Source organism: Psychrobacillus sp. FSL K6-1267 (assembly GCF_038003265.1).
Lineage (GTDB): Bacteria > Bacillota > Bacilli > Bacillales_A > Planococcaceae > Psychrobacillus > Psychrobacillus faecigallinarum.
In genome coordinates this window covers 4,060,734-4,074,326 of the sequence record NZ_JBBOOR010000001.1, presented here as the reverse complement: position 1 = coordinate 4,074,326, position 13,593 = coordinate 4,060,734, and the positions used below count along the sequence as shown (strand labels likewise).

Below are 13,593 nucleotides of genomic sequence, written 5' to 3'. Positions count from 1 at the left end.
TAACACTATCGTTATCTAAATATTTTAAAAATTTATTAAAGTCTGTTAATATAACTTTAGGTTAGCTTTAATAGAAGGAAGGGAGTTCAATAAACCTATCTTTTCAGAAAGCTCGTGTGATAAAAAACATATTTTGTAAGCGCATACATAATTATTTTTTTGCATACTATTTAAATGCGCTAATAAAAAAGGGAGGAATATAAGTTGGTTTATGCATTTCCAAATACAGATGGGGCAAAGGTTTCCTTTAAGGACAAGTATGAAAATTATATTAACGGAGAGTGGACGCCACCAGTAAACGGACAGTACTTTGAGAATGTTACCCCGGTGACAGGGAAAGTGTTTACCCAAGTTGCGCGCTCCACTGCGGAAGATATTGAATTGGCATTAGATGCTGCTCATGCTGCTAAGGATGCATGGGGTATGACCTCAGTCACAGAACGCTCGAACATTTTAAACAAAATTGCGAACCGTTTAGAAGAGAACTTAGAGATGCTGGCTGTTGCAGAAACATGGGACAATGGTAAAGCTGTAAGAGAAACGTTAAATGCAGATTTACCCTTAGCTATTGACCATTTCCGATACTTCGCAGGTGTAATAAGAGCACAAGAAGGCAAATTGAGTCAAATTGACAACGATACGGTTGCTTATCATTTCCATGAGCCACTTGGTGTAGTTGGACAAATTATCCCTTGGAACTTTCCAATTCTAATGGCGGTATGGAAGCTTGCTCCTGCATTAGCGGCAGGTAACTGCGTGGTGCTAAAACCAGCAGAGCAAACGCCAGTATCTATAATGGTGCTAATGGAGTTAATTGAGGACTTAATTCCTCCGGGAGTAGTAAATATCGTAAACGGATTTGGCTTGGAGGCAGGTAAACCTTTAGCGTCTAGTCCTAGAATTAGTAAGATTGCTTTTACTGGTGAAACTACTACTGGTCGTTTAATCATGCAGTATGCTTCTCAAAATCTTATTCCAGTAACTTTAGAGCTTGGAGGTAAATCACCAAATATCTTCTTTGAGGACATAATGGATGAAGATGATGCATTTTTAGATAAAGCGATAGAAGGCTTTGTATTGTTTGCCCTTAACCAAGGCGAGGTATGTACATGTCCTTCTAGGGTGCTTATTCAAGAGTCTATTTACGATAAATTTATGGAGAGGGTACTAGCCCGAGTGGAATCTATTAATATAGGGAATCCTCTTGATCCGAATGTAATGATGGGAGCCCAGGCTTCTACTGAACAAATGGAAAAAATCCTTTCCTATTTAGATATTGGAAAACAAGAGGGTGCAGAATGCTTAATCGGTGGAGAACGTAATACATTAGAGGGTGATTTGGCAGAAGGGTATTACATCAAGCCAACTGTCTTCAAAGGTCATAACAAAATGCGTATATTCCAGGAAGAGATTTTTGGACCAGTGGTATCCGTTACCACTTTTAAAACGAAAGAAGAGGCATTGGAAATAGCAAATGACACCTTATATGGCTTAGGTTCTGGAATATGGACACGCAATATGAATATTGCGTATCGCTTTGGACGTGCCATTCAAGCAGGGCGCGTATGGACAAATTGCTATCATCAGTATCCTGCCCATGCGGCTTTCGGTGGCTATAAAATGTCTGGAATAGGACGAGAAAACCACTTGATGATGCTCAGTCATTATCAACAAACAAAAAATCTATTAGTGAGCTATAGTGAAAACAAATTAGGGTTCTTTTAAGCAAAAATAAGAGAGGGTGCGTGTATATCGTTGAACGAGTTATCGCAACAGCTACTGCACTAGAGCTAATTGAATTATTAAAAAGTAAGCACGGTCCATTGATGTTTCATCAATCAGGAGGATGTTGTGATGGTTCCTCTCCTATGTGTTATCCAAATGGAGAGCTAATTGTAGGAGATCAGGACACACTCCTTGGATATATCGGCGATGTACCGTTTTATATGCATAAAAATCAGTTTGACTACTGGCAGCACACACAACTCATCATAGATGTGGTAGAAGGAAGAGGAGGAATGTTTTCACTCGAAGGGGTGGAGGGCAAACGTTTCTTAACAAGGTCTAGGGCATTTACCTCTGAAGAAAACAGCCAGCTTAGTAGTAGAAAATAATAATAGTAAGCACAGAAATGGATATCCCTCTTTCTGTGCTTATTTTATTTGATTTACTAAATAGGAGAGCTCGATCTTACTCTCTCCATTTTATTTGTGTTAAGACGCTTAAGCTATCTTTTCAATGCTATAGTTTGCTTTGTTTCATTCCTAAAATAAATTAAGCTATACTAAAATTACAACACACAAAGAAAGAAGGAAATCAGATGGTGAAAGAACTGTTACGAGCACATGCTTCCGTAAGAAAATATAAGGACTACCAGCTATCAAGAGAAGAAGTTGCAGAGCTTATAGAAACAGCACAGCATGCAGCAAGCTCTCACTTTGTGCAAGCCTATAGTGTTATATGGGTCTCGGATGAGGGGAAAAGAGAAGAGCTAGGTAGACTATCCAAAAATCCTACACAATTTAGCACTGCGGGAGCAGCTCTATTAATGTGTGCAGACTTTAATCGATTGCAAGCAGCAGGGGAAATACAAGAGAAGAAAATAACAATCGATACTACTGAAAACGTGTTAGTAGGAGCGGTAGACGTTGCATTGTTCGCTCAAAATCTTGTTATTGCAGCTGAAGACAAGGGCTATGGGATTTGTTATATTGGTGGGGTTAGAAATGCCCCTGATGAAATAAGCACTATATTTAATCTGCCAGAGGGAGTATTCCCACTTTTTGCAATCACCTTAGGGGTACCAGATCAACATAACGAGGTAAAGCCAAGATTACCAGTAGAGGCTATTTTACATGAAAATGATTATGATTCTGATAAGTACGCTGAACTTTTAAAAGTATACGATGAAACGATGAAGGAATATTACTTGAGCCGTGGGTCAAATCAAAAAGTATCTACTTGGACAAGTCAAATGTCAGATTTCTTAGAAAGCCCTCGGAGACCTCATATGAAGAAATTTTTAGCGAGCAAAGGATTTAACTTAAAATGAGTATTAAAAGAAGAGGATCTCGAAATTAGTCGAGATCCTCTTTCATTGCTTTTTATTTTGTAAAAAAGTTTTCCGTGTAGTAGGGAGTAGCTGTATCATTAAATGCAGTACCTACTCCTAGGTTCCTATAGTTCGGGCTTAAAATATTTTTGCGATGACCAAGTGAGTTCATTAGTCCCTCATGTGCAAAGATGCTGCTGCTTTGTCCATATGCTAAATTCTCACCAGCATAGGTAAAGCTAAGACCATCCTGCTCCATTCGTTCAAAGGGGGTGAGACCCTGTAAGTTATCATGACTAAAATAATTATGAATAGCCATATCTTCACTATGCTTTCGTGCCGTATCACTTACTGGTTCATCGTATGTAAGGATAGGTAAACCTCGAATGGCACGTGCTGCATTTGTTAAATCGAAAAGCTGATATTCAAATCCTTTTTTGAGTTCCTCAGAAGGTTCGCCAAAGGTTGCTTTATGGTTTTTTTCTACAGATTCTTCTACAATTTGAATCGCTGTAATCGTACTGCTCTCATGTATATCATAAAAAAATGTAATATAGCTGTTATTTATCAAAAACAGATCATACTCACCAGAGTCTGGCAGGAGGTAGACAATGTTACCTTTTTTCAAACGTTTAATAGGCTCACCTAAAGCTGCAACAACTTGATCTCTGTTGCTATCCATAGTCAATCCTAAAAACATAGAGTTAGAAGGTTGATTGGTGAACATGGCATTTACTTTATTTTGTGAGTCATAAGAGATCATCATAAAGTTTTGGTAGTTTTCATGATGAGTATGCCAAACTAAGCCATATTCGTTTAAGCTAACTCTTTGGGCCTTACCGTATATCGTTTCAATCTCACTTTTTTTCATACCCATCTTAATCTTATCTAGCTCAATGCCTGTATCAGAAAGAGGGATGTTTGTTTCAGTTGGTGATGATGTAGGATTAGATTTCATCTCTTGCCAGTATGCCTTTGCCTCATTAAGATACTGACCAACCTCCATAGAATCTATCCATTCATCTACAGGCTGAAGAAAAGAGAGATCAACATATTCAGTTGTATATTCTTCCCACAACGGTCTTGAGAAGAAAATGGCTACTAACAAAAGAAGAAACCAGCCTACTTTTCTCACGCGTTTCACACTCCAACTTATTTCTTAATTTCTCCACATACGATTCTTTTGCCAGAATTCCCTGCAGGGTCGGTTTTATAATCATCAGCACTTTCATGAATAACAATAGCACTACCATCAGCGTCTAACAAAGAATTACTTTTCCCTTGCGTTAATACTACTGCAGGTGAGATTGTTTCTAATTCTATAGTTCCATCCTTATCTACCTCAATATTTGGTAAATCCCCTGCATGGTATCCTTTTGGATTTTGAAAACCATGTTCTTTTTCAGCGGGGTTAAAATGGCTTCCCGCTGATTCAAATGTTGGTTTCTCACAACTGGCTGTCTCATGAAAATGGATGGCCTTTACTCCAGGAGTAAGCCCCTCTGCTTTTAACAAGATATGGGTACCCTTGGAGGTTTCTGAAAGGGTGGCAGTTCCTACTTGTTTACCTTCTGTATTAATCAATGAAACATCAACCTTTTCACTTAAGTTGGCATCAACTGAAGAAAAGCTACATCCAGCTAATAAAACACTAGTTAGTACTATAGTGCCTACAATATGTTTATACACCTATGCCCCTCCTAATTTTATAATTATAATTCCACATAAGTCTTACCAAATATAGGGTTTATATACATCTATTTAAATTAAAAGCACAATGCAGTTGTTTATTCTGCATTGTGCTTTGTATTTAGAATATTAGATTCGATTATTAGTATAGTTATATAGTAAAGGAATGCATGTCCAAATGAAGTAAAACAATTTTATTTATAAAGGTTAGCTCTCAATTGTTTCATTCGCATTAAGAATACAATCAATGTCAAAACAACAATACCGCTAGATAATAGATAGAGACCTTGGTAACCCAGCTTAGATGCGACAATGCCGAGAACAAAAGACCCTATAGCGATGCCTGTATCAAACAATGTAAAGAAGGTAGCAGTTGCATATCCGCTCCGTTCATGAGTAGTAGATTGAATAGCTAGCGTTTGGAAGCTAGGCACAACTGCTCCGTATCCTAGACCAATAAAAGCACCAGATAATAAAAATGTAAAAGGGCTATCCATATATGCCAATAAAATTAGTCCAAACATAAAGGATATTAATCCAGGTATTATTATGTATCTAGGCCCTTTTTCGTCAAAAATTCTTCCGGTGAACGGTCGAGTAACAAGCATCACGATAGCAAATACGGCAAAGAAGCTACTTGTTAGATGCAGTACACCTTTTTGCTGTGAGTAAATAGATAAATAAGAAAGAATACTTGCATATGAAAAAGCAATCAAGCTACCGATTAATGCTATTGGTAAAGATCTCTTCTCAAATAAATCATTTAGTGTCATTCTTGTTTTTACAGGTGGTACTGCTGGCTGTTTTTCTGCTGGAATAGATAATGCTGATAAAGCACCAATCAGTAGAAGTACACTCATAGCAATAAAGAATATATCATAGGAGAAATATTGTACAATCGTTAGTGCTATGAAAGGGCCAACTACTACCGCTAAGTTAGTAGACATAGTAAAGTACCCTAAACCTGCACCGCGTCTAGATGGTGGAATATTATCTGCTGCCAGAGAGCCACTTGCAGTTGTGGCGATACTAAACCAGATACCTTGTACAAATCGTAAAGCAAGTAAGATAGTAAAGGGCTCTATGAAGTAATACAACACTGTACATATCAAGTATAAAATTAAGCTAATCCAGAGCATTTTTCTCTTGCCAGCTATATCTAAAAGCTTACCGGTAAATGGACGCATAATGATTGCAGATAATAAAAAGATGGTCATTAGTAAGCCAGCCTCTTCATCCGAACGCTCTAATACATCTGTAGCGTAAAGAGGAAGGACGGTTACTAAGCCATAGAAAATGATAAATATGGAGAAGTTTGTACTGAACAAACTGATAAAAGGTTTGGTCCATATTGGTTCCTTGTTACTCAAAAAACATTACTCCTTGTTAATTTTTTTTAGCAATCCCATAAAAAGCTCTTGCTCTTCTTTAGAAAGGGCAGAAAGCATTTCGTTTTCAAAAGCATTCATGGAGCTTTCGATATTAGGGAATTCCTGTAGAGCTTTAGTTGAGAGCCTAACTATTTTTTCGCGACGATCTTTTCCAGTCTTTATGTCTAACCAGCCTAAAGTGGCTAATCGATTGACTGTGCGGGTAATAGTAGGTGCTTCTACATTTAAATACTTCCAAATTTGAGTCAATGTCATCTCAGTATGTTTATAAACACAGTTTAAGACCGACCATTGGGAGGAATAAAGACTATAATCCTTTAGCGTTTTGTTACTTTCATAGGATAAAAAACGAGTCTTTTGAAAAAGCTCATGAATAAGTGGATTTGTCATCTTAATGACTCCTTATCTGGAAATATATTTAACTAGCTAAGTTTATATTTTAATTCGTAGGACAAAATTTGTAAAGTGAATTAGAAGAAAATGACATTATTTTAACCTATACACTTAATAGCATTAGAAAAAGCCGAGAAAACTCGGCTTCTTTTAAAAACATTGAAAGGATGTAATTCTTCCAAGATCAGTTCCGTAGAAGGTCCAGCGAAAACCGTTCCAGCGGAAACCAGATACAGAGTTTCTTCCCACATACGTTGGGAAAATCCAAAAGCTTCTACCGTTGTTCAACCAAATATACGTGTTGCGAAATAGGCAGCTTCTTATAGCACCAGGGTCAACTGCAAAAACGCCTACATCCTGTCTTTGTTGGGGAACAAACGAGGGAGGAGGGCTAGTTGGAGCACCTCCTTGAGTATTTTGCCCAGGAGGTCTACCGGGGCTCCCTTGACCGCCAGGAGGTCTATTAGGGAAACCTGGCATCCCAGGCATCCCAGGTATCCCAGGGAAGCCTGGAATGCCCTGCCCGCCAGGTGGTCCTCCGGGTCCTCCCGGAAATCCACCTGGAAAATTAAATTGATTTGTCAAATTAAAGCCCTCCTTCTACTTAGTCAAATTAGTATATGTAGGAAGGAGTTAATTGGCACGGTATTACCTAACATGGGTTAAAGCGTTGTTTAAAAGGTCGGCACTAGAAAGTAATGCCTCTCCACCTCCCTGAGCAATCATTTCGTTGCCACCACCTTTGCCGTTTATAGGAAGTATTATTTGCTGAATCCATAATTTCATATTTTCTTCTCTGTTTTTCCCCTTGGCCACCACAACTTGAAGCTTTTCATCATTATGTGATACAAAAATACACAATGTGTTAGGTGACTCCTCCACGAGGAAGCGAGCTAGCTTTTGAAGATCCTGGATAGTTCTATTTTCAAAGGTGACACCTATAACTTCATTATTAGACTCATTTAATAAATCTTTCGCTTCATATTGAAGGATTTTGTTGTTTAATTCAGTTATTTGTTTTTCTAGTGATTTATTTGTGAATAGGATGCTATTTGCTGCGTCCTCCAGTTTTTCCTCAGGTGTGCTAAGAGTGCTAATCAGATTGAGCAGGATGGAATGCTTACGATGAAACTGAGTTATAACCCTTTGTCCACAAACAAATTCTACACGAACTTGGCGCTTTTGTTTCTCAGTTTGTAGAATTTTGATCGAGCTCACTTGTCCGGTAGTAGAGGGATGGATCCCCCCGCAAGCATTGTAATCATAATCAGGGATAATGACTAATCGAATATCTTCCTTTACACTTGTCGCCTTACGTAAATTATATTGAGCTAGCTCCTCCTCCGTAACCCACTTTGTCTCAATAGGACGGTTTTCTAGGATAATTTGATTGGCTAAATCCTCTACTTCTTGTAATTGCTCAGCAGAAATCTCGGGTACATCTAAATCTATAGTGACACTTTCTTTGCCTAGGTGGAAGCTTACTGTTTGCAGCTGGAAAAGCTCGGCGAACGCTGCAGATAATATGTGTTGACCAGCATGCTGCTGCATATGGTCGAAACGTCTTGACCATTCAATCTTTCCTTCAATTTTTGTAATATCCGGATCTAGCGGTTCGGCAAGAAAATGTCTGATTTCATCATTTACCACTTCTACATTGATCACTGAAATACCGTTTAATCTACCTAAATCACATGGCTGCCCACCACCTGTAGGATAGAAAGCTGTTTCTGAAATAACCACATATTCCGGTTCTTGTTTTACGATATTGGCAGTAAAGGTAGTTAGATAAGGATCTTCGTAATATAATTTTTTAGTCATTTCATTAGCTCCCTTGTTTTATGAGGATAGTTCTTCCTCTAATACTGTATATATCCCGCTTCTTTTAAAATCCTTCATTTTTCATATTCAAATGGTTAATTTATGTATTTTAAAGAGAACGGGCAAAAATATCAATAGTAATTTTAAAAATCCTTCCCTATACTAAAATTAACGAAATATTAAATAAAAGAGGTATGCAAAAATGAATATAGCATCAAGAGAATATTGGAACTTTTTTTGGAAAGACAATGAGGAAGAGCCAGAAGTATCTGCTTGGCAATTTGGAGATGATGCTGATACATTAGCAAGACTTGTAGTAGACAAAGTGAAATCTGCTACCTGTTCGGCACATATACTATATGAGATTGAAAAGGAGCCACTTCCAAAGGTCGGTGATTATAGTATTATCTTAAATGCAAGGGATGAACCGGTGTGTATTATAAGAACTTCTGATGTCAGTATTGAACCGATGAATAAGGTTTCAAAGGAGTTTGCCTACGCAGAGGGTGAAGGTGACAGAAGTTATGATTATTGGAAAAAAACGCACATAAATTTTTTTACTGATGAATTAAACAAAATAGGCTTAAAGTTTGAAGAAGATCTATTGTTAGTTTGTGAGCGCTTTGAATTAGTAGACGTTAAATAAGAGGGGTGCGAGGATGTTTAAAATAGTAACAATGTATACAAACAGGTTACAGGAACTGCGCGGCTTTTACGAAAATGTATTAGAGTTCCAAATTACCGAAGCAGGAGACCATTATTTTCAAATGGATATTGGTGAGTCTAAGCTTGTTTTTAAAGAATCAGAACACGCTTCGCTATATCATTTTGCCATTAACATTCCAGGCAACCAATACACACTTGCTAAGCTATGGGCAAAAGAAAGAGTATTGCTAAATAGAGAGGATGGGTTGGAAGACATTTATTATGCTCGGTTTGATGCAGACGCATTTTACTTTGAGGACCCGGCAGGGAATGTGATTGAGTTTATCGCTAGAAGACATGTGGATAAATGGAGTGATTTCACCATTGAATCTTTACTAAATGTAAGTGAAGTAAGTATAACGACACCTTTTGTAAAAGAGGTCGGCGAACAGCTTCAAGCGTTAGGTATTTCTGTATCCGGCCATGTCAGCATTGAGCCGGAGGAACTGAATTTCTTAGGCAGAAAGGATACATTTATATTATTAGTTCCCCCAAAGCGCAGATGGTATTTCTCTAAAAGAATGAGCGTTACATCCCCAATAAGCATCCAGCTAACTAATGGTAAAAGCATTACTGTCCTAGAAACTGGAGAATTATCGGAGGAATAATATAAGCGACTGATAACACTTCTGTGTGTTACAGTGGCTTTTTCTTAATATATTCAAGGGTCGTTTTAGAGGAAAATAGATTTAATATTTCTTCCTCAAAAGATCTATGAGTTCTTTATTTAGACCCTGCAATTACTCCTCTTTATATTCTATTGTCACAAATAAAACATTTAAAATTCTAAAGCATTCTAAAAATTCTGCTATAACTATTATTTTTTACATTATAATGTATTTATTAAGGTAAGATATCCTTAAAGAGGAGGAGAGAATATCCATGTGGTATAAAAAATCTTCTGAAGAGATAGCAAAAGAGTTGCAAGTGAATGTACAAGGTGGACTAACAACCGAGGAAGCCAGGCAAAGGTTAGAAAAAAATGGTCCAAATCGATTGGCAACTGCTAAAAGGAAGTCATGGCCAGAAAGAATTTTTGCCCAAATTAATAATGTGCTTATTTATGTTCTTATTATTGCTGCATTTGTATCTGCTTTTGTAGGAGAAATAACTGACGCCATTATTATTGGGATAGTAGTTATTATCAATGCCATTGTTGGAGTCATACAAGAGTCAAAAGCAGAGGAAGCATTGGAAGCGCTAAAAAATATGTCCACTCCGAGAGCGGTAGTGAAAAGAGATGGTCAAACTAAAGAGATTGACTCCATTGAAGTAGTCTCTGGGGATATAGTGGTGGTAGGAGCAGGATCGTATATACCGTGTGATATCCGATTAATTGAATCCGCTAATCTTAAGGTAGAGGAAGCGGCATTAACTGGAGAATCTGTTCCAGTGGAAAAAGATGCATATACAACACTTAATGTGGAGGAAAAGACTATTCCGCTGGGAGACCAAAAAAATATGTTATTCATGTCTACACTTGTCACTGCAGGTAGGGGAACAGGTGTGGTAGTAGGAACAGGTATGAATACACAAATTGGTAAAATAGCAGGGATGTTACATACAGGCGATGAACAGACTCCATTACAAAAAAGCTTAGCACAGGTAGGTAAGTATCTAGGTTTTGCTGCAATAGGTATTTCCTTACTTATCTTTTTAATCGGCATGATTCAAGGAAGAGATTTACTAGAAATGTTCATGATCGCAATCAGTCTTGCAGTTGCAGCAATTCCAGAGGGGATGCCTGCAATTGTTTCAATTGTGTTGGCAATTGGCGTGCAAAGAATGATTAAACAAAATGTAATCATTCGTAAACTCCCAGCCGTTGAGGCCTTGGGGTCTGTTAACGTTATTTGTTCTGACAAAACAGGTACGCTTACACAAAACAAAATGACTGTAACTAAATTTTTCTTGAATGGAGAGATTCAAGAGATAGCAGATTTAGGGCGAGCTGGTGCTGGACATGAGCATTTAATGAAAATTTTTGTTTTATGTAATGATGCTACTTATACAAAGGATGCAGAAACAGGAGATCCAACAGAAATTGCGTTAATTGTAGCAGGAGTAAATCATGGATTAGAAAAAACACTGTTAGAGGCTGAGCTTCAAAGAGTTGCGGAAATTCCATTTGATTCTGAACGCAAGCTAATGACAACGATCCATAAATCTGAAGATGGCTACTATTATATGACAAAAGGGGCAATTGATCGCTTACTTGGTCGTTGTAATAGAATCTGGATGGATGGAGAAGTTAAAATATTAACAGAGGCGGATAAAAAAAGTATTTTAAATGCCTCCCATTCTATGTCTAGCTCAGCACTTCGAGTGCTGGCAGCAGCATACAAGTTGGAAAATGATGTAGCTGTTGAACAGGCAGAAAAGGACCTGATTTTCGTAGGGTTCGTAGGTATGATTGATCCTCCAAGGTTAGAGGTAAAGGACTCAATTGCTCTTTGTAAAAGTGCAGGTATTCGCACAGTAATGATTACGGGAGATCATAAAGACACAGCATTTGCTATTGCAAAGGATCTTGGAATAGCTTCATCAGATTCTGAGGTCATGGAAGGAATAGAGTTAGACTCCTTAGAGCAAGAGAAACTAATAGAGACATGTAAGAAGATTAATGTATTTGCACGAGTTTCTCCAGAACATAAGGTTAAAATTGTGCAAGCGATGAAGGCAGCAGGTAACACTGTTTCGATGACGGGTGATGGAGTGAATGATGCACCATCCTTAAAAGAGGCCGATATAGGAGTGGCTATGGGGATTACTGGAACGGATGTTGCAAAAGGTGCCTCAGACATGGTACTAACGGACGACAATTTTGCCTCCATTGTTAAGGCAGTTGAAGAAGGACGAAATATTTATAAAAATATTAAAAAGTCCATTATTTTCTTATTGTCCTGTAATTTAGGGGAAATTATTGCATTGTTTTTTGCAATTATTGCCGGCTGGCCGACACCACTACGTTCTATCCATATTTTATGGGTAAACTTAGTAACGGATACTTTCCCAGCTCTAGCTCTTGGTATGGATCCTGAGGAACCAGGAGTGATGAAGGAAAAGCCAAGACCTAAAAAGGAACAATTATTTCGCGGGATGCTTCCGTTCTTATTATTGAACGGACTTTTAATAGGTATTATTACTTTAGCAGCCTTCTTAATTGGTCTAAAAGGAGTCACAAGTAATGTCTCGGAGGAATTGCTTACACATGCTCAAACCATGGCATTTATCACTTTAAGCTTTTCTCAGCTTATTCATTCTTTTAACTTTCGTTCTATGAACCAATCCGTTTTTAAAGCAGGATTATTTAAAAACAAACTGTTAGTCTATTCCACACTGTTAGGTGTGGCACTGCAGGTGGTCATTGTTTCTGTTGGGCCTATCTCTGAATTATTTAGTGTACAGTCGTTACAAGCTAGAGATTGGTTAATTGTTATTGGACTAAGCCTACTTCCTTTAGTCTTAAATGAAGTAGTGAAGATTGTTAAAAAATAGAAGATTCATATGGGGGAAATAAAATGAAGAACTCAATAGATCAACAAATTATCTTAGCTCAAAGAGAGTCTCAGTTTTCAGGGAGTATTTTCGTAAAACAAGGGAAGTCTACACTAGCAGAATGTAGTTTTGGTTACGCCAATCGTTCGGAGGAATTGTCTAACATAGCAGACACTAGATATGGTATTGCTTCAGGCTGTAAGATTTTTACTGCAGTAGCTGTTAGTCAGTTAGTAGAGGCAGGGAAATTGTATTTTGACCAAAAGTTAAAGGATTGCTTGTCTTATAATTTCCCTTATTTTGATGAATCAATAACTATTCATCATCTGCTAACACATACTTCTGGAATACCAGACTATTTTGATGAAGAAATTATGGAAGACTTTGAGGAACTATGGATAGATAAGCCGATGTATCATATGCGTAAGCTGGAGGATTTCTTACCATTTTTTCAGGAAGGGAAGATGAAATTCAACCCAGGAGAAAGATTTCATTACAATAACGCAGGATATATTTTACTTGGATTAATAATAGAACAGGCTTCAGGATTGTCCTTTCAACAATATATAGAAAAAAATATATTTGAAAAAGCAGGAATGAAAAGCTCAGGGTATTTTGCAATGGATGCACTACCTAAAAATACAGCCTTAGGCTATATAGACAAAGCAGATGGGACATGGAAAACGAATATATATTCTATACCTGTCCAAGGGGGCGCAGATGGCGGAGCATTTATCACAGCAGCGGATATGGTTCTTTTCTGGGAGGCCCTTTTAGATAATAAATTTTTAAGTGAGGAAACCACATCTGCCTTGCTTTATCCACATGTACAGGAACAAGATGATGATTACTACGGATACGGAGTATGGATAAAGAAAAGTGGGAACAATATTAACAAGTATCATGTGATGGGATATGACCCTGGTGTTAGCTTTCATTCAGCCTACTATCCAGCTCAACAAATTAAACTTGCAGTCTGCTCCAATAAGTCTAAGGGTGCTTTTGCTATGCTGAAAGTGATTGAGCAAACACAAGAGCTTTAAT

The 13,593-nt window shown here is 37.7% G+C and carries 13 protein-coding genes; 7 read left to right on the top strand and 6 right to left on the bottom strand.

Annotated elements, in window-relative coordinates; all coding sequences use genetic code 11:
* The first annotated feature begins 204 nt into the window (after positions 1-204).
* From adh to nfsA, 3 genes are all read left to right on the top strand, one after another.
* Entirely contained in the window at positions 205-1,725 is a 1,521-nt protein-coding gene (gene adh, locus MHB55_RS20945; protein ID WP_144540096.1) for an aldehyde dehydrogenase, read from the top strand.
* A gap of 26 nt (positions 1,726-1,751) precedes the next feature.
* Positions 1,752-2,114, top strand: a complete 363-nt coding sequence (locus MHB55_RS20940; protein ID WP_144540310.1) for a DUF779 domain-containing protein — start codon at positions 1,752-1,754, stop codon at positions 2,112-2,114.
* 206 nt (positions 2,115-2,320) lie between these two features.
* Positions 2,321-3,052 carry an oxygen-insensitive NADPH nitroreductase gene (gene nfsA / locus MHB55_RS20935; RefSeq protein WP_340863921.1) on the top strand — a complete coding sequence of 244 codons (732 nt, stop codon included), beginning with the start codon at positions 2,321-2,323 and terminating at the stop codon, positions 3,050-3,052.
* Positions 3,053-3,104: 52 nt separating this feature from the next.
* Here the strand turns inward: nfsA and MHB55_RS20930 are convergent, their stop codons facing one another.
* From MHB55_RS20930 to MHB55_RS20905, 6 genes are all read right to left on the bottom strand, one after another.
* Positions 3,105-4,187 (bottom strand): CAP domain-containing protein, encoded by a 1,083-nt coding sequence (locus MHB55_RS20930; RefSeq protein WP_154312043.1) that lies wholly within the window; start codon positions 4,185-4,187, stop codon positions 3,105-3,107.
* 17 nt (positions 4,188-4,204) lie between these two features.
* Complete coding sequence (locus MHB55_RS20925) at positions 4,205-4,741, bottom strand: superoxide dismutase family protein (RefSeq protein WP_340845111.1); 537 nt, start codon at positions 4,739-4,741, stop codon at positions 4,205-4,207.
* Positions 4,742-4,935: 194 nt separating this feature from the next.
* Positions 4,936-6,111, bottom strand: coding sequence for an MFS transporter (locus MHB55_RS20920; RefSeq protein ID WP_144540088.1), 1,176 nt, complete (start codon positions 6,109-6,111; stop codon positions 4,936-4,938).
* A 6-nt stretch (positions 6,112-6,117) separates the two neighbouring features.
* On the bottom strand, positions 6,118-6,522 hold the full coding sequence (locus MHB55_RS20915; protein ID WP_144540086.1) for a MarR family winged helix-turn-helix transcriptional regulator: 405 nt from the start codon (positions 6,520-6,522) through the stop codon (positions 6,118-6,120).
* Between the two features lie 153 nt (positions 6,523-6,675).
* Positions 6,676-7,110, bottom strand: a complete 435-nt coding sequence (locus tag MHB55_RS20910) for a hypothetical protein (protein WP_191697370.1) — start codon at positions 7,108-7,110, stop codon at positions 6,676-6,678.
* Positions 7,111-7,173: 63 nt separating this feature from the next.
* Positions 7,174-8,346 (bottom strand): alanyl-tRNA editing protein, encoded by a 1,173-nt coding sequence (locus MHB55_RS20905; RefSeq protein WP_154312046.1) that lies wholly within the window; start codon positions 8,344-8,346, stop codon positions 7,174-7,176.
* Positions 8,347-8,548: 202 nt separating this feature from the next.
* Between MHB55_RS20905 and MHB55_RS20900 the strand changes: the two genes are divergently transcribed.
* The 4 genes from MHB55_RS20900 to MHB55_RS20885 all read left to right on the top strand — a co-directional run bounded on the left by MHB55_RS20900 (position 8,549) and on the right by MHB55_RS20885 (position 13,592).
* Positions 8,549-8,992, top strand: coding sequence for an ASCH domain-containing protein (locus MHB55_RS20900; RefSeq protein WP_151111996.1), 444 nt, complete (start codon positions 8,549-8,551; stop codon positions 8,990-8,992).
* A 13-nt stretch (positions 8,993-9,005) separates the two neighbouring features.
* The gene (locus MHB55_RS20895) at positions 9,006-9,659 is read left to right on the top strand and encodes a glyoxalase (protein WP_151111998.1); all 654 of its coding nucleotides are present in this window, start codon (positions 9,006-9,008) and stop codon (positions 9,657-9,659) included.
* 268 nt (positions 9,660-9,927) lie between these two features.
* The gene (locus MHB55_RS20890; RefSeq protein WP_340863991.1) at positions 9,928-12,549 is read left to right on the top strand and encodes a cation-translocating P-type ATPase; all 2,622 of its coding nucleotides are present in this window, start codon (positions 9,928-9,930) and stop codon (positions 12,547-12,549) included.
* 23 nt (positions 12,550-12,572) lie between these two features.
* Positions 12,573-13,592 (top strand): serine hydrolase domain-containing protein, encoded by a 1,020-nt coding sequence (locus MHB55_RS20885; protein ID WP_340863920.1) that lies wholly within the window; start codon positions 12,573-12,575, stop codon positions 13,590-13,592.
* Position 13,593 lies beyond the last annotated feature (1 nt).